Origin of the sequence: Massilia sp. IC2-477, from assembly GCF_020707265.1 — a bacterium.
Lineage (GTDB): Bacteria > Pseudomonadota > Gammaproteobacteria > Burkholderiales > Burkholderiaceae_D > Telluria.
Window position 1 is genome coordinate 263,811 of the sequence record NZ_JAJFEQ010000003.1, and the last position, 16,154, is coordinate 279,964.

The window sequence follows — 16,154 nt, forward strand, 5'->3', positions numbered from 1 at the left end:
ACAATGGCATTTCTGCCAAGCGATCGCTCCCTAGAATGGCGGCTCGACTTACCCCATGGAGATCGCCATGAATGAAACCTGCCACATCGGCATGCTGCTGTTCCCCCAAGTGACCCAACTGGACCTGACCGGTCCCGTCCAGATCCTCAGTCGGGTGCCCGGCGCCAGCGTCCACCTGCTGTGGAAAGACACGGCGCCGGTCATGACCGACGCCGGCTTCAGCATCAACCCGACCACTGCCTTCGACGACTCCCCGCAGCTCGACGTACTGTGCGTGCCGGGCGGCTTCGGGATCGTCGACCTGCTGGGCGATAGCGAGACGCTGGATTTCCTGCGCCGTCAAGCCGCCGCGGCGCGCTACGTCACCTCGGTCTGCAATGGTTCGCTGGTGCTCGGTGCAGCCGGGCTGCTGCAGGGCTACCGCTCGGCCTGTCACTGGAACTGGCGCCACTACCTTCCTGCCTTCGGGGCGATCCCAGGCGACGAGCGCATCGTGCGCGACCGCAACCGCATTTCGGGCGGCGGCGTGACAGCCGGGATCGACTTTGCATTGGCGTTGGCGGCTGAGCTGGCCGGAGAGGAAACGGCCAGAATGCTGCAGCTGGGCTTCGAGTACGATCCACAGCCGCCTTTCGATTGCGGCAGTCCGGCGCGCGCGGGCGCGGCGCGGGTCGCCGCTTACCAGGAACGGCTGGCGCCGCGCATGCAGGCGGCCGAGCGGGCCGTCGCAGCGGCCTCGTTCAGTCTTCGGGCAGGAAGCTGAGCAGAGCCTTGCCTGGCTGCGCCTGCTCGACAAAAACGTGCGCCAGCGCCGCATCGCTGCCGGCAAAGACGGTGGCGGGCGCGAAATGGTGGCCGCCGCTGTCGAGCAGCGTGTCGACCCCCTGTAGTGCCTGGGCCAGCGCAACACCGCCCAGCTTGTAGACCAGGAAGTGGCTGACACTGCCGGCTACCCGCATCATGCCGCGGTAGTCGAGCCGGATATCGGGCGCGCGCGAGCCGTAGACGACGGCGCTGCCGCCTTCGGCCAGCAGCTGGGGATAGAGCGGGGCATAGAAGGCAGCATCGACGTCGACGAGCAAATCGGCGCCCTTGCCGCCGCTGGCGTCCTTGACCCGTGCGGCCAGCACTGCAGGGTCGTCATAGGCGAACACGTCGTGTGCGCCCGCCGCGCGCGCCAGGCCTGCCTTGGCGGCGGAACTGGCGGTGGCGAGCACCCGGGCGCCGGCGCGCCTGGCGAGCTGGATCGCATGCAGGCCGACATTGCCCGCGCCGCCCGTGACCAGCACGGTCCTGTTCCAGACGTCGGTGTAGCCGTGTACCGCGTGCCAGGCCGTCAGCAGCGGAATGCCGATCCCGGCAGCATCGAGCAGGCCGACATGATCGGGCAGCGGGCGCACCAGCTGCTCCGGCAGGCAGACGTAGTCCGCGGCCGATCCGTGCTGGCGCAGCCATTGCGCATTGAAGAACCACACCCGCTGTCCCAGCAGGCTGCGGTCGGCCCCAGGTCCGATCGCGTCCACGACGCCGCTGCCGTCGCTGTGCGGGACCACGTAAGGGTAGGGCATGGCGGCAAGCGACACGCCGCCCCTGGCCTTGGTGTCCGACGGATTGACGCCTGAATAGGCAACGCGCACGCGCACTTCGCCCGGCCCGGGCGCGGGCGTGGGCAGCTCGACCAGATCGAGCACCGCCTGCGCCTCTCCCATGTTCCGATACACTACAGCTTTCATCCGATTCTCCCTCGCATGTGACCGGCCTATTGTAGGAAGGACAGCCGCGTGGACCAACGCAAGAAAATGGACAGTGCCGTACAAAAAAGATCGCTGTCGTGGGACGACCTCCTGACCCTGTCGACCCTGGCGCGCAATGGCAGCTATTCCGCCACTGCCCGGGCGCTTGGCCTGACGCGGGTGACGGTCGCGCGCCGCATGCGCCGCCTCGAGGAAGCGCTCGGCTATCCGCTGGTGGAGGAGCGGCAGGGCGCGGTGAACCTGACGGAAGCGGCGCGCCAGGTGGTGGCGACCGCCCACGAGATGAACGAACTGGTGGCCGGCCTCGGCCAGCGGGCGCCTGTCGGCGGGCTGGCGGGGCTGGTGCGGGTGACGGCGCCGGAAGGGATTTCCGCATTCGTGCTGGCGCCGGCGCTGGCACAGCTGCAGTGCGAACATCCGAACCTGCGGATCGAACTGCAGGCGACGTCGGCGGTCCTGAGCATCAGCCACAAGGAGGCCGACCTCGCGGTCCGGCTGGCCCGTCCGGAAGACGGCAACCTGGTTGCCGTGTCGCTTGCGCCGCTGCGCTATGCGATGTATGCGGCGTCCGGGGTAGCCGAACCGGCGCAGCTGCCGCTCACCGGGTACGACCGTGCGGCCGGGCTGCTGCCGGAATCGCACTATCTACGCACCCACTATCCGGACCAGGAACCAGCCTTGCGCAGCAACAGCCTGGTGGCCCAGTACGAGAGCGTGCGCAGCGGCGGCGCCCGCGGACTGCTGCCGGACTACCTGGCGCGCCTGCACGGCGGCCTGCTTGCGCTGCCCGGCACACCGACGCTGGAAAAGCCGGTGTACCTGGTGTTCCATGGCGCGCAGCGCGAGAACGCCCTGATCCAGCTGGTGCGTCGGCGGATCGAAACCGCGCTGGAGGCGGCGCTGGGGGGAGCCTGATCCGGCGTCAGGCCGGTTCGGCGTGCTCCACCAGCAGCTGGACCTTGGTGACGCCGTTGTACTCGTTGGCGTCCAGCCGGAACGCGACGCGCGCCCGTTCCGGCAGGCTGTCGGTGTGGCCGAACCAGATCGCATCGTAGCGGCGGCCGTTCTTCTCCAGCAGCAGCTTGAGGTGGCGTTCCTTCAGGATGCGCTGGCTGACCACGCGGAACTCGTCGCAGAACACGGGCGGCGCGAAGCCCTGGCCCCATACCTGGCCGTCCATCTCTTCGATGAACTGGGTCGAGTAGAACTCGTCCTCGAGCGGGCCGTCGGTCTCGATGATGCGCTCCAGCTGCGCCTGCGTCAGCCAGGCCTGGCCGACTGCCTCGAAGGCTTGCTGGAAGTTGCCGAAGTGGTCGGCGCGGATGGTCAGGCCGGCCGCCATTGCGTGGCCGCCGAACTTGTCGATCAGGCCCGGCACGCGCTTGGACACCAGGTCGAGCGCGTCGCGCATGTGAAAGCCCGGGATCGAACGGCCCGAACCCTTGATCCAGCCTTCGCTGCCCGGCGCGAAGGTGATGGTCGGGCGGTAGAACTTTTCCTTCAGGCGCGAGGCGACGATACCGATCACGCCCTGGTGCCAGCCTTCGTCGAACACGCTGATGGTGCTGGCGCCCGAAGGCTCGAAACTGTCCAGGTGCAGCAGGGCGGTGTCCTGCATCTCGGCTTCGATCTCGCGGCGCTTGAGGTTGATCTCGTTGAGCTGCTGGGCGATGGCCCAGGCGCGGCCGACGTCGTCGGTAACGAGGCACTCGATCCCGAGCGACATGTCTTCCAGCCGGCCGGCGGCGTTCAGGCGCGGTCCCAGCGCAAAGCCGAGGTCGAAGGGCGAGGCGCAGCGCGCTTCGCGCCCGGCGACCCGGAACAGTGCGGCCACGCCGGCATGCATGCGGCCCGCGCGCATGCGCTTGATGCCCTGGGCCACCAGGATGCGGTTGTTGGTATCCAGGCGCACCACGTCGGCCACCGTGCCGAGCGCCACCAGGTCGAGCAGGCTGTCGAGCTTGGGCTGGTTCTGGGCGTCGAACACGCCACGCTTGCGCAGCTCCGCGCGCAGGGCCAGCAGCACGTAGAACACCACGCCGACGCCGGCCAGGTGCTTGCTGGGGAAGCCGCACTCGGGCTGGTTCGGGTTGACGATCACGCGCGCCGGCGGCAATGCGTCGCCCGGCAGGTGGTGGTCGGTCACCACCACTTCGATGCCGCGCCGGTTCGCTTCCAGGACGCCGTCGATGCTGGCAATGCCGTTATCGACCGTGATGATGATGTCGGGCGACTTTTCGCGCGCCGTCAGCTCGACGATCTCGGGCGTCAGGCCATAGCCGTACTCGAAGCGGTTGGGCACGATGTAGTCGACGTTCGCGCCCATCATGCGCAGGCCGCGCAGGGCGACCGCGCAGGCGGTGGCGCCGTCGCAGTCGTAGTCGGCGACGATGGTCATGCGCTTGTTCGCGCCAATGGCGTCGGCCAGGAACACGGCGGCCGCGTCGATGTGACGCAATGAGCCGGGCGGCACCAGGGCCGCCAGCTCGCTGGAGAGCTCGCGCGGGTCGGTGAGGCCGCGCGCGGCGTAGATGCGCGCGAGGACCGGGTGGATCCCGCCCTGGCGCAGCATCTCGGAGCTGCGGAAGGGGCAGGAACGGGTGGTGATGCGGGTCGTGATACTCAAAGTGTGCTCAGCTAAGTCGGTCCAGGGTCGGCCGGCGCCAGAATTTGCGCTGGGCCATGGCGGTCGTGGTGAATTCGGCAAGGGCTTCGCGGCTGCTGAGCACAAGGCGCAGCTCCTTCACGCGGCCGCCCACCAGCGCCGCATGCAGCGGCGCGAACAGGCTCTCTTCCAGCTGCTGGACCCCCTGCAGCCAGCTGCCCCAGTCGGCGGCGATCGCGCTCGCGGCCAGCGTGCCGACCACCACCAGGCCATCCTGCGCCAGCACTTCGTCGATACGCTCGGGACGCGCGTAGCTATGGTCCGACAGGCCGCGCAGCCAGCCGGGCACGTCGATGCCGGTAACGCGTCCCGGGGCCGTGCCGGCGCTTGAGGACGCACCCCACAGCCAGAACGAGTTGATGGCGGGCAGGCGGCGCGCTTCGCGGGCGGCGTTCACCGGATGGGCGTGCCACAGCATCTGCACTTCGTTCTGCAGGCGGCGCAAGGGAAGCGCCTGCTTGCCGCGCGGGACGAAGTCGGTCAGGTCCATGCCGGTGACGGTGTCGGGAGTGGCGGCGTCGATGCCGTCCCAGTCGTCGGCGCGCAGGAACCAGGTGGTCGCGTCGCCGTAGCGCAGCGGATGGCCAATCTCTTCGCACAGCGGCCGCGCCGCCTCGAACAGCTGGCGGCTTTCATCTTCGCTTAAGCCCAGCTGGCGCAGATCGGCCATCATCGAGTGGCTGCGCGCGATCTGGATATGGGCCGGATTGACGATGTACCAGGTGCCGCCGTCAGGATCGAGCCCGAAGCCGCGCATCGCGCCGGCGGCAAAGGCCGGCTGGCCGTCGGGCGCCACGCCGAGCGTGCGCGCCAGCCACTGCTCGTGCGGGAGCGCACGCGCCGTGTCGGGAGCAGGGTGGCGCTTGTTGCCGCTCGTGCGGGTGAGCAGGGCGGCCAGCGCCGGGGTCTGCAGGGCGCGGACCAGGTCGGGCGCGAATTCGGGGAGCGGCAGCAGGTGGGGCAGGACGAGCGTAATGTGCGACATACCGCTATTTTAGGGCAAATACGGACCGAGCGAACGGTCGTGCAGCGGACGGGTTCGTCGTTTTTGCGCCATGAAAGCCCGATGTCTGGCAAACTGTCGGGTTGGCAAACCCATAACGCATCTTTACCGACTTCATGAGCCTCACCCACAAGCTGCCTTACGAATGGCAGGTCGGCCTGCGCTACACCCGCGCCGGCAAGCGCAGCGGGCGCAACAGCTTTATTTCCTTCATTTCGATGGCCTCGGTAGCCGGCATTGCGCTCGGCGTGGCCGCCCTGATCGTGGTGCTGTCGGTGATGAACGGCTTCCAGAAAGAAGTAACAGCGCGCATGCTGTCGGTGCTGGCCCACGTCGAGGTATTCGACGTGCGCGGCGAGATGCCGGGATGGCGCACTTCGATTCAGGAAGCGCTGCGCAACCCGGAGGTGCGTGCCGCCGCGCCGTTTGCCGAGACCCGCGCCATGCTGCTCAGCGACGGCGTCATGAAGCCGGTGCTGCTGCGCGGGATCGCGCCCGCCGAAGAGGTCAAGGTGTCGGATGTCGCGAAACACATGCGCGAAGGGCGCTTCGACGCCCTGCAGCCGGGCAGCTTCAACATCGTGATCGGGCGCGCGCTGGCCAGGTCGCTCGACGTCGGCGTGGGCGACCGGGTCACGCTGCTGATGGCGTCCACCCCGGTGGCGGGCAGCGCCTCCGGCAGCGCACTGCCGCGCACCCGTCCCCTGACCGTGGCCGGCATCTTCGAAGCGGGTCACTTCGAGTTCGATTCCGCGCTGGCCTTCGCCAGCATCGAGGACACCCAGGCGCTGGCGGGCGTGGCGGCGCCGGCCGGCATCCGCCTGCGCCTGGCCGACATGCACGCGGCGCCGCGCGTGGCGGCGGAACTGCAGCGCAGCATGTCGGGCGAGCTGTACATCCGCGACTGGTCCAAGGTGAACGCGCTCTGGTTCGCCGCGGTTGAATCGCAAAAGCGCATGATGTTCATCATTCTCACCATGATCGTGGCGGTGGCCGCCTTCAACCTGGTCTCGACCCTGGTGATGACGGTGCGCGACAAGCAATCCGACATCGCCATCCTGCGCACCCTGGGCGCTTCACCGCGCTCGATCATGACCATCTTCATGGTCCAGGGCACCCTGGTCGGCGTGCTGGGCGCCGCCCTGGGCGTGGGCACGGGCGTGCTGGTGGCCCTGAACATCGACCACATCGTGCCCTTCATCGAGCGGACCTTCAAGGTGCAGTTCCTGTCGCAGGAGATCTACCTGATCAGCGAGATTCCTTCGCAGCTGCGCTGGGGCGACGTCGGCTGGATCGGTGGCGTGGCCGTGCTGCTGGCTTTTCTTGCGACCCTGTACCCGAGCTGGTCGGCCGCGCGGGTGAAGCCGGCCGAAGCGCTCAGGTACGAATGATGCGCATGAATGATTCCATTGTGATAAGCGCAGCCTGCCCATGTATGGCACACTGCGGCCTCGCGTAACATCGACGGAGACCATGAGACTCACCCAGAATCTACCCTACGAATGGCTGGTCGGCCTGCGCTACACGCGCGCCGGCAAGCGTAGTGGCCGCAACAGCTTCATTTCCTTCATCTCCCTGATCTCCGTCGCCGGCATCGCGCTGGGCGTGGCCGCCCTGATCATCGTCCTGTCGGTGATGAACGGCTTCCAGAAGGAAGTCACCGACCGCATGCTGTCGGTGCTGGCCCATATCGAGGTGTTCGACCAGTCCGGGAGCATGCCGGACTGGCGTGCGGCCGGGCAGCAGGCGCTCAGGAACCCCGCGGTGCGAGGCGCCGCGCCTTTCGTCGAAACCCAGGGGCTGCTGGAGGGGCAGGGCGTGATGGCGCCTTCGGTCATCCGCGGCATCCTGCCGTCGGAAGAACCAAAAGTGTCGGACATCGCGAAACAGATCCGGCAGGGCAGCCTCGATTCGCTGCAGCCGGGCGCCTACAACATCGTGCTCGGCTACTCTCTGGCGCGCTCGCTCAACGTCGGCATGGGCGACAAGCTCACCATGCTGCTGGCCCAGGGCCAGGTCACGCCGGCCGGCCTGCTGCCGCGCAGCCGCAGCTTCACGGTGTCCGGCATCTTCGAGGCCGGCCACCCGGAGTTCGACGCCGCGCTCTCCTTTATCCACGTGGAGGATGCGCAGCGCATGGAACGCCTGCCGGCGCCGATGGGCCTGCGCCTGCGCATCGCCGACATGCACCAGGCGCCCGTGGTGGCGGCGGAACTGAAGCGTGCCATGCCCGGCAACCTGGAAATGCGCGACTGGTCCAAGCTCAACGCCACCTGGTTCGGCGCCGTACAGACGGAAAAGAAGATGATGTTCATCATCCTCACCCTGATCATCGCGGTGGCCGCCTTCAACCTGGTGTCGACCCTGGTGATGACGGTGACCGACAAGCAGGCCGACATCGCGATCCTGCGCACCCTGGGCGCCTCGCCGCGCTCGATCCAGAAGATCTTCATGGTGCAGGGCGCGCTGGTCGGCATCCTCGGCACCGCAATCGGTGTCGGCGGGGGCGTGCTGGTGGCCCTGAACATCGACGTCATCGTCCCGTTTATCGAACGTTTGTTGGGAGTGCAGTTCTTGTCGAAAGATATTTACCTGATCAGCGCGGTGCCATCCGACCTGCGCTGGCCGGACGTGTTCAAGATCGGCGGCGTGTCCGTGCTGCTGGCGTTTGCTGCGACCCTGTACCCGAGCTGGTCGGCGTCGCGCGTAAAACCTGCGGAGGCGCTGCGTTATGAATGATTCAACCCTTCCGGTCCTGTCCTGCCGCGGCCTGGGCAAGACCTTCAAGCAGGGCGACTACACCGTCAAGGTCCTGGACGGCATCGACTTCGCCATCCACCGCGGCGAGCGGGTCGCCATCGTCGGCGCGTCCGGTTCCGGCAAGTCGACCCTGCTGCACCTGCTGGGCGGGCTCGACACGCCGTCCACCGGTTCCGTGACGCTGCTGGGCGAAGACTTCGCCACCCTGTCCGAGACCCGGCGCGGCGAGCAGCGCAACTCATCGCTCGGCTTCGTCTACCAGTTCCACCACCTGCTGCCGGAATTCTCGGCCCTCGACAACGTCATGATGCCCTTGATGATCCGGCGCGAGGCGCGTGAGGCGGCCTTGAAGAAGGCGGAGGCGATCCTGGGCCGCGTCGGCCTGGGCAAGCGCGTGGTGCACCGTCCGGGCGAGCTGTCCGGCGGCGAACGCCAGCGCGTGGCACTGGCGCGCGCCCTGGTCACCCAACCGGCCTGCGTGCTGGCGGACGAACCGACCGGGAACCTCGACCACAGCACCGCGCAGACCATCTTCGACCTGATGCTCGAGCTGTCGCGCACCCTCGGCACCGCCTTCGTCATCGTTACCCACGACATGGAGCTGGCGCGCCGCTGCGACCGCGTGTTCCGGCTGACCGAGCACGGTCTGCAGGCAGTGGAGGCCTGAGCACGATGTGGATCGACACCCACTGCCACCTCGACGCCGCCGAATTCGGCGCCGGGTCGCTGGACGTCGCCGCCCAGGCGGCGGGGGCAGGGGTGTCGACCATCGTGGCGATGGCGGTCGACGTCGGCAATTTTGAGGCAGTCTCCAGTCTGGCCGCACGCGCGCCGAACGTGACCTATGCCCTCGGCATCCACCCGATCTGCGTGCCGCAGGCGCGTGACGACGACCTGGCGCTGCTGCGCGGCGCGGTGGAGGCGGCGCTGGCTGACCCGAACTTTGTCGGTGTCGGCGAGATCGGGCTCGACTTCTTCATTCCGCTGCTGTGCGAACCCGAGATGCGCGCTAAACAGGAACGCTTCCTGCGCGAACAGCTGCGCATCGCGCGCGACTTCGACCTGCCGGTGTTTATGCATGTGCGCCGCTCGCAGGACCAGGTGCTCAAGCATCTGCGCCAGATTCGCCCGGCCGCCGGCATCGCCCACGCCTTCAACGGCAGCTTCCAGCAGGCGCAGAATTTCATCGACCTGGGTTTTCACCTGGGCTTCGGCGGCGCCATGACCTTTACCCGCGCGCTGCAGATCCGGCGCCTGGCCACCGAGCTGCCCTTGTCCGTCATCGTGCTGGAGACCGATGCGCCGGACATCGCGCCGTCCTGGATCCACCCGGGACGCAACAGTCCCGACCAGCTGCCGGCCATCGGCGGCGCCCTCGCTGGGCTGCGCGGTGTCGAGCTCGACGAGGTACGCGCGGCCGTTCACCGGAATACGCTGGCCGCGATTCCGCGCCTGGCAGCCAGGCAGGCACTAGACAAATAACCAATCAAATAGCTAATTAGTAAAGTAGCAGAGCTTGCGCCGCGTGGTAGCAATGGGCGCGCATCGTGCACCCGCGACCGTGGCTATCCGGTTTAGTTCGTTTGCAGCGCTGAGGCAAGACAAGGCTGCAACTATTCCGTTCTGCCAAGATGCACTCTTCGCTGCGACCGCAGCAACGACACGACGGAGAGTGACTTGGACAGCGCGAGCGAATTCCTGCGGATGCTACGGCACGAGAAATCGCTGACCACCGCCCACCGGCCGATCCGACTGCGCCTGGGCCATGCCGACCACCTGGCCGACGAACTCCTGCTGCCGCAGCGCGTGCAGGGCCAGGAATCGGTGTGCGGCGGTTTCGAGTACATCGTCACCTGCGTCGCCGATACGCCGCGCCTGCCGCTCAAGGAACTCATCGCCCTCCCGGCCGAACTGCAGATGGTGACCGACCGCGGCCAGCTGCGCGGCATCTGCGGCATCGTGGCCGAGGCCCGCGCCGGCGACCACGACGGCGGCCTGGCCGTCTACCAGCTGGTGCTGCGCGACGCCCTGGCGATCATGGAAAAGCGCGTCAACAGCCGCGTGTTCCGCTACCAGAACGAACTCGAGATCGTGCAGGTGCTGTTCGACGAATGGCGCCACTCCAACAGCGTCATGGCCAGCGCCTTCGACTACGAGCTCGATCCGCTGTTCGACATGCGCCTGTATCCGCCGCGCGAACAGACCATGCAGTACAACGAGTCCGACGCCGCGTTCGTGCGCCGCCTGCTCAAGCGGCGTGGGATCGCCTGGACCTTCCGCCCGGGCCGCGCCCGCGCCGGCGCCGCCGAGCAGGAATCCGACGACACCCCCTCGCACACGATGGTGCTGTTTTCGGACCCGGCCTCGCTGCCGCGCAGCGCCGCCGGCACCGTGCGCTACCACCGCATCGATGCCACCGAGGAGCGCGACACGGTTGTATCGTGGTGCGCCGCCCGCCGCCTGCAGCCGGGCAGCATCACCCGCCACAGCTGGGACTACCGCAACCCTTCCGGCACCCAGCACATGACCACCACCGCGCGTAGCATGGCCGACCAGGGCCGCAGCGGCAACGCGCTGGCGGCCACGCTCGACGACTACCTGGTCGAGCTGCCCCATGCCGGCAACGACGTCGAAGACCATTGGCGCCTGGGCCAGGTGCGCATGAACCGCCACGAGTTCGACACCAAGTGCTTCCACGGCGAAGGCAGCGTGCGCGACCTGTGCGCCGGTGAATACTTCACCCTGTCGGGCCACCCCGAGATCGACACCCACCCGGAAGCGGAGCGCGACTTCGTCGTCACGGCCGTCTGGCTGGAAGCCGAGAACAACCTGCCGGCCGACCTGTCGGCGCGCGTGCGCCGCCTGCTGGGCCCGTACAGCCCGCAGGGGGCCATGCTGGCGCCGAACGAGCACCCGGTGGGGGGCGACGGCGTGCGGGTAAAAATGCGCTTCGATTGCGTGCGCCGCGGCATCCCGCTGGTGCCGGCTTTTGATGCGCGCATCGACCTGCCGCACCCGGAGCTGCAAACCGCCATCGTCACCGGCCCGCCGGGCGAGGAAGTGCATTGCGACGCACTGGGACGGGTGAAAATCCGCTTCCCCGGCATGCGCGTGGCCGACCACAAGCATGCGCACGGCGCCGGCGCTTCCGACACCCCGGCCGACTCGGCCTGGGTACGGGTCGCCTCCAACTGGGCCGGCAACGGCCCCGGATCGGGCCAGCAGTGCGGCACGCTGTCGCTGCCGCGTGTCGGCAGTGAAGTCCTGGTGGCTTTCCTGGGTGGCGACCCGGACCGGCCGGTGGTCCTGTCCCAGGTCTTCAACCAGCGCGGCGAGCCGCCGGCGCTGAGCAGCGCGGGCGCACTGCCCGGCAACCGCTACCTGTCCGGCACCCGCACCCGCGAAATCGGCGGCGCCCGCGGCAACCAGCTGCGCTTCGACGACACCCGCGGCGAGATCAGCGCTCAGCTGGCGAGCGACCACGGCGCCGCCCAGCTCAACCTGGGCTGGCTGAGCCAGCCGAAAGCCAACGGAACGGCCGAGCCGCGGGGGGAGGGCGCGGAGCTGCGCAGCGACCAGACGGTGGCGATCCGTGGGAAGCAGGGTGTGCTGCTCACCGCGGAGCCGTTGGGCGCCGGCCAGGGCACCCACTTGGCCCGCGCCGGCCTGGTCGGCCTGGCGGACTTGATGCAAAGCATTGCGGACGAAGTGGCCAAGCTCGCCGAACAGCACACGGACGACGAGCCGGGCGGCCAGCGCCTGGCCGAGCTGTCGGACAAGCTGCGGCGCTGGGACGGGGGCACCAACGTCGCCCCCGGGGACAAGGGTGGCGAGCCGATCGTGGCGGTAACGGCGCCGGCCGGCATCGTGGTCGCCAGCCAGGACAACGTGGCGCTCGGCTCCGAGACCCAGCTGGATGTGGTCAGCGGCGGCGACGCCCGCACCTCGGCCGGCCGCAACATCTTCCTGCGCGCGGCGCGGGGAATCAGCGCCTTTGCCCAGGCGCTCGGGGTAAAGCTCGTGGCAGGCAAGGGGAATATCCTGCTCGAGGCCCACCAGGGGGCGGTCGAAATCAAATCCTCGGGCAAGATCAGCCTGATCTCGGCGGAAGCGATCCATATTGAGGCGCCTAATGTCCGCATCATCTCCCAGGGTGCGCAAACGGAATGGGCGAACGGTACCATCACCCAGCAAAGCTCCGCCGAGCATACGATCAAGGCGAGTAGCCTGGTGCGGGGAGGCGCGGGTGGTGGTGATCCCACCAACCCCGAGTTTGCAAAGAGTACCTTGAAGACAACAGAAAGAGTTGTCCTGCGCCATCTCCAAACGCGCGAACCGATTCCATATCAAAATTACATTGCCCATCTCAGCGACGGCCGTACCGTCCAGGGCACCAGCGACGAAGAAGGGCGCACTGCGCTGGTGCAGAGCGATGAGCTGGGGCCGGTGCGCTTCGAGCTTCTTCCGTCGTCTAATTAAGCTGTCGGAACCGTCATGCGTGAACCGACTAGGCCATTGCCTTCGCTCGTCCCTTTGCCTCATGGCGGATGGGAAGTAAACTCGTATATGTCCTCGGCGGAATATACGATACGCGGCCTTGGTCTCATGCCTCCGAATTCGATCATCCCCGTGATTGTGGTGCCGGGAGTGATGGGTACCAACCTTAGAGCCAAGCGCAAGCCCCGGCTCGGCAGGTTACCAGACGAAAGGAACGCAAAGTTGGCTCCAGGGGAGCCGGTCTGGCGTCCACCTAATGGAATGCGCGATGGCGCTTTTGCCGCAAGTGATTGGGATAGCCATTCGCCGCGTGATCGTCAGCTGCTGTTCGATGCCCCGACCCTTGAAGTGGACGATGGTGGAGCCGTCGTCATACCCGACGCAGATGATGGGTATCTCCTGACCGAACAAGAAGTTCGTGCCCGTGGCTGGGGCGAGGTGCACGCCGATTCGTACGGAAAGTTGTTGCTGGCACTGCAGAGGCGCCTGAATCAAACGTTCGAGTTTGACGATGGGAAAAAGAAGCGCTCAATCAAACAGCACTGGAAAGAGGTGATCGACTGCGACCCAAAAAAATGGGGGCTGCGGGAGTTCGAGCCTTTGACTGAGCCCCATCTAGAAAATCACGCAAAGCATTATTTTCCTGTGTATTCGGTCGGCTACTGCTGGCTCGATGACTGTGAGAAGTCGTCGAGGCGACTGGAGCAGAGAATCCTCGAAATTATCGATTCGTGGAAACAAACAAAGCGGAGTTGTGAACAGGTAATTCTGGTTACGCACTCTATGGGGGGATTAGTCGCACGTGCATGCGCGAAACGTATCCCCGACAAGATTGCAGGGGTGATCCATGGTGTAATGCCGGTTCTGGGCGCCCCGGCGGCATATCGACGGCTCGCCTTCGGTACCGAGAGCTCGAGCCCCAGCAATAACCCACTCGAGAACCTGGTTGCAAACGGACTGGCAAAGGTCCTGGGCAACACGACCCAGAAAACTACGCCAGTATTGGCCGTTTCCCCTGGTGCGCTGGAGCTACTGCCGAATCAACGGTATCCGCAACCGTGGCTTCACGTAAGGATCCTCAAGTCCTTGAAGCCCGTTGCCGCACCAACTCACAGTGTCAAGGACGACATCATCCGCTACAAGACAGTACCGTACGACGTACTGCACCTACCTAACGGCAAGGTCTCTAACCCTTACGATCTGTACCGCGATACGAGCTCCTGGTATCGACTGATTGATCCTTCGATAGCGGACCCTGCGGGAAAGTACAAGAGATTTAAGAGAGGTATTACAGAAGCAATCGAAAACGCGATTGCTACTGCCGAGAAATTTCACGACGCCTTGGGCAGTTTTTACCATCCAAATACCTACGCCTTCTACGGCGACGACCGCAATAAACTGTCGTTTGGACAAATCAGCTTGGTTGCGCACCAACAGGGCGCGTCCGCAACGGCCTTTACCGCAGCCAACATTGCATCAGCACGTTTTATTGGTCGCACCGCTCGCGGACAACGACGTGTTCTTGTCGAAAATAAGACCGAGCTCCAGTTTGAACCTGAACCACAAGACGCAAGAGGGGATGGTACTGTTCCTCATCAGTCCGGCGAAGCAGATTTGACGAGCAAAGTAAAAAAGGCATTTGCTACTCAGGGCTACGATCATCAAAGCTCCTATAACGACGACGATATGGTGATGCTGACGTTGCGACTGATCGTAAAAATCGTCCAGGGGTCACCGTGAACAAGTGGATCCAGGACAGGCTGGCAAGAGTGCTGGCCGGGATCACTTGCGCCGGATTAATAATGACCTGGGCCGTCGGCAATGTAATCGAAGGCGATACGGCACGTCGGAGCCATGACGAGGTAGCGCAAATGACCGGAAAAATGAAAACCGTTTGTGTGGGCAGATTCCTAATCGATATGCCCGCAGATGCCCAGATCGAGCTCGCCCGCCCTAACATCGACGGTTTCGATATGGCTGTGTTCAACGAGACCACCGAGGAGTTTCACAAGCGGCTTGCCGACCGCGAGGCGCAGGTTAAAGCGATGCCGGACTACACAGGCGGCAATCGAAATCTCGAATTGGTGCGGGAGGTAAAAACGGATCATGGCGTCATCGGAAAGGTATTTGCTCACAGTCGTAAAGTGACCGAAGGTACACGTGCCAGGGGTTTGGAGATCGAGCGGTATCGAAACGAGGGCATTGCTATCGAAGCCCTGGTGCATGCTGATGGGGTCAGTTTTGATCTCGCGTCGGAATACTACGATCCTGACCTTATAGACAATCTACCAAAGCTGGTCGCGAAACTCGAACCTATTCCGGACGGCCGCGTTCCGCTTGGGTCAGGATTCTGTATAGGTCGGGCCCATTTTCTGGACCCACTTTTGGCGGATCAAGGCGAACGGGTCATGATGTTCGCCCGTCTGCCGGATCATCCAGACGTGGAGTTCATGATGATCCTCGCGGCGGGACAAAAGCCTGATGAGCAAGGACTGCTCGAGAGGAGCAGCGACGCAGAGGATCGACTTTCGCTCAACGACAGGATGCGGATCACCAGAATACGGGCTGCGCCCCGCACAATTGGCGGTCTGAGCGGCGAAGAGCTGGTCAAACGAGGCGTGGAAGCGAATGATGCTCAAGTCTATAGCTTCTGGTGGGAGGTGAACGGGAAAGAGGACGACGTGTTCGTTCCGCACATCGTTTTTAAGATGGCCACGGGCAAGAGCGAAAATGGCCCCGTTCCAACGTCGATGTCAGAAGAAGCGGCACTGGGACTATGGGACAGGATTTCGTCGACCATTCGCTTGCGTCCGACACAAGCACAGGAAGCCGGCAATGCCGTGACGCCGGAATCGCGTCTCGGTATGCAAGCGTGGGCCGGCGATCGCTGTCCTCACAGCGGGTGGTGGGTCTGCAGCGATGGTAGCAGCGGAACACGCGTGTTAGGCGGTCAGCGCCAATACATCAAGCAAGGCGAGCGCATGCCGCAGGCTTTGCTTCTTTTGCCGCAGAGCCTTTGGGAGAAATTGCGGGGGCTGCAACCTACAGCTGAATCGTCGAGCCGAACGGCCTGGAAACTGGTCGATAATCGTGCACGTAAGAGAGTGCCGCCAACACTGCCGCTTGCAAAGGCATCTGTAGCGGCAGGCATAACGATGATTGTCTCTCAAACCCACGACGCAGACGGACAACAGGTTGCAGTAGGCAGCTTCTCCTCGACTGGTAGCCCATGCCCGGCAAGTGGCTGGTGGCGCTGCGAGGAATCGCATGCACTGGATGGAACCCGATGGTTTGCTCAGGGCAGCCTGCTTCCACCCGCAACATTCGCAGTCGCTCCAGGCATCTTCGGTCACGCACCGAACGCACCGCAAGCAATTCAGCGCCGTAGCGCGTGGCGGTTGATGCGACTAGGCGAGGCGCCTGATCAGGTGGGCAGTGTCTAAGCGCCACGCGAGACTCGCCGATCTCGTCCCTG

12 protein-coding genes are annotated in these 16,154 nt (G+C 65.4%); 9 read left to right on the forward strand and 3 right to left on the reverse strand.

The features are described 5' to 3' along the window. Positions 1–67 precede the first annotated feature (67 nt). Positions 68–763 carry a DJ-1/PfpI family protein gene (locus tag LK542_RS07375; RefSeq protein WP_227811388.1) on the forward strand — a complete coding sequence of 232 codons (696 nt, stop codon included), beginning with the start codon at positions 68–70 and terminating at the stop codon, positions 761–763. Here the strand turns inward: LK542_RS07375 and LK542_RS07380 are convergent. Beyond that, entirely contained in the window at positions 741–1,733 is a 993-nt protein-coding gene (locus LK542_RS07380) for an NADPH:quinone reductase (RefSeq protein ID WP_227811389.1), read from the reverse strand. The genes LK542_RS07375 and LK542_RS07380 overlap by 23 nt on opposite strands. A gap of 48 nt (positions 1,734–1,781) precedes the next feature. On the opposite strand from LK542_RS07380, the gene LK542_RS07385 reads away from it, so the two are divergent. Beyond that, positions 1,782–2,669 (forward strand): LysR substrate-binding domain-containing protein, encoded by an 888-nt coding sequence (locus tag LK542_RS07385; protein WP_227811390.1) that lies wholly within the window; start codon positions 1,782–1,784, stop codon positions 2,667–2,669. Positions 2,670–2,676: 7 nt separating this feature from the next. Here the strand turns inward: LK542_RS07385 and recJ are convergent, their stop codons facing one another. Together recJ and LK542_RS07395 are read right to left on the reverse strand one after the other, a co-directional pair. Next, positions 2,677–4,326: a single-stranded-DNA-specific exonuclease RecJ gene (recJ, locus tag LK542_RS07390; RefSeq protein WP_227803191.1), complete on the reverse strand. Its 1,650-nt coding sequence runs from the start codon at positions 4,324–4,326 to the stop codon at positions 2,677–2,679. Between the two features lie 61 nt (positions 4,327–4,387). Continuing rightward, positions 4,388–5,404, reverse strand: coding sequence for a hypothetical protein (locus LK542_RS07395; RefSeq protein WP_227811391.1), 1,017 nt, complete (start codon positions 5,402–5,404; stop codon positions 4,388–4,390). 134 nt (positions 5,405–5,538) lie between these two features. On the opposite strand from LK542_RS07395, the gene LK542_RS07400 reads away from it, so the two are divergent. From LK542_RS07400 to LK542_RS07430, 7 genes are all read left to right on the forward strand, one after another. Continuing rightward, positions 5,539–6,813: a lipoprotein-releasing ABC transporter permease subunit gene (locus LK542_RS07400; RefSeq protein ID WP_227811392.1), complete on the forward strand. Its 1,275-nt coding sequence runs from the start codon at positions 5,539–5,541 to the stop codon at positions 6,811–6,813. Positions 6,814–6,895: 82 nt separating this feature from the next. Then, positions 6,896–8,161, forward strand: a complete 1,266-nt coding sequence (locus LK542_RS07405) for a lipoprotein-releasing ABC transporter permease subunit (protein ID WP_227811393.1) — start codon at positions 6,896–6,898, stop codon at positions 8,159–8,161. Then, positions 8,154–8,849 carry a lipoprotein-releasing ABC transporter ATP-binding protein LolD gene (gene lolD, locus LK542_RS07410; protein ID WP_227803137.1) on the forward strand — a complete coding sequence of 232 codons (696 nt, stop codon included), beginning with the start codon at positions 8,154–8,156 and terminating at the stop codon, positions 8,847–8,849. Before LK542_RS07405 ends, lolD begins: the two co-directional genes overlap by 8 nt. 5 nt (positions 8,850–8,854) lie before the next feature. Further along, on the forward strand, positions 8,855–9,664 hold the full coding sequence (locus tag LK542_RS07415; RefSeq protein ID WP_227811394.1) for a TatD family hydrolase: 810 nt from the start codon (positions 8,855–8,857) through the stop codon (positions 9,662–9,664). 195 nt (positions 9,665–9,859) lie between these two features. Beyond that, positions 9,860–12,661, forward strand: a complete 2,802-nt coding sequence (locus LK542_RS07420; RefSeq protein WP_227811395.1) for a type VI secretion system Vgr family protein — start codon at positions 9,860–9,862, stop codon at positions 12,659–12,661. 15 nt (positions 12,662–12,676) lie between these two features. Continuing rightward, positions 12,677–14,419 carry a GPI inositol-deacylase gene (locus LK542_RS07425; RefSeq protein WP_227811396.1) on the forward strand — a complete coding sequence of 581 codons (1,743 nt, stop codon included), beginning with the start codon at positions 12,677–12,679 and terminating at the stop codon, positions 14,417–14,419. Continuing rightward, positions 14,416–16,122: a T6SS immunity protein Tli4 family protein gene (locus tag LK542_RS07430; protein WP_227811397.1), complete on the forward strand. Its 1,707-nt coding sequence runs from the start codon at positions 14,416–14,418 to the stop codon at positions 16,120–16,122. The genes LK542_RS07425 and LK542_RS07430 overlap by 4 nt, the downstream gene beginning before the upstream one ends. Positions 16,123–16,154: the final 32 nt, after the last annotated feature.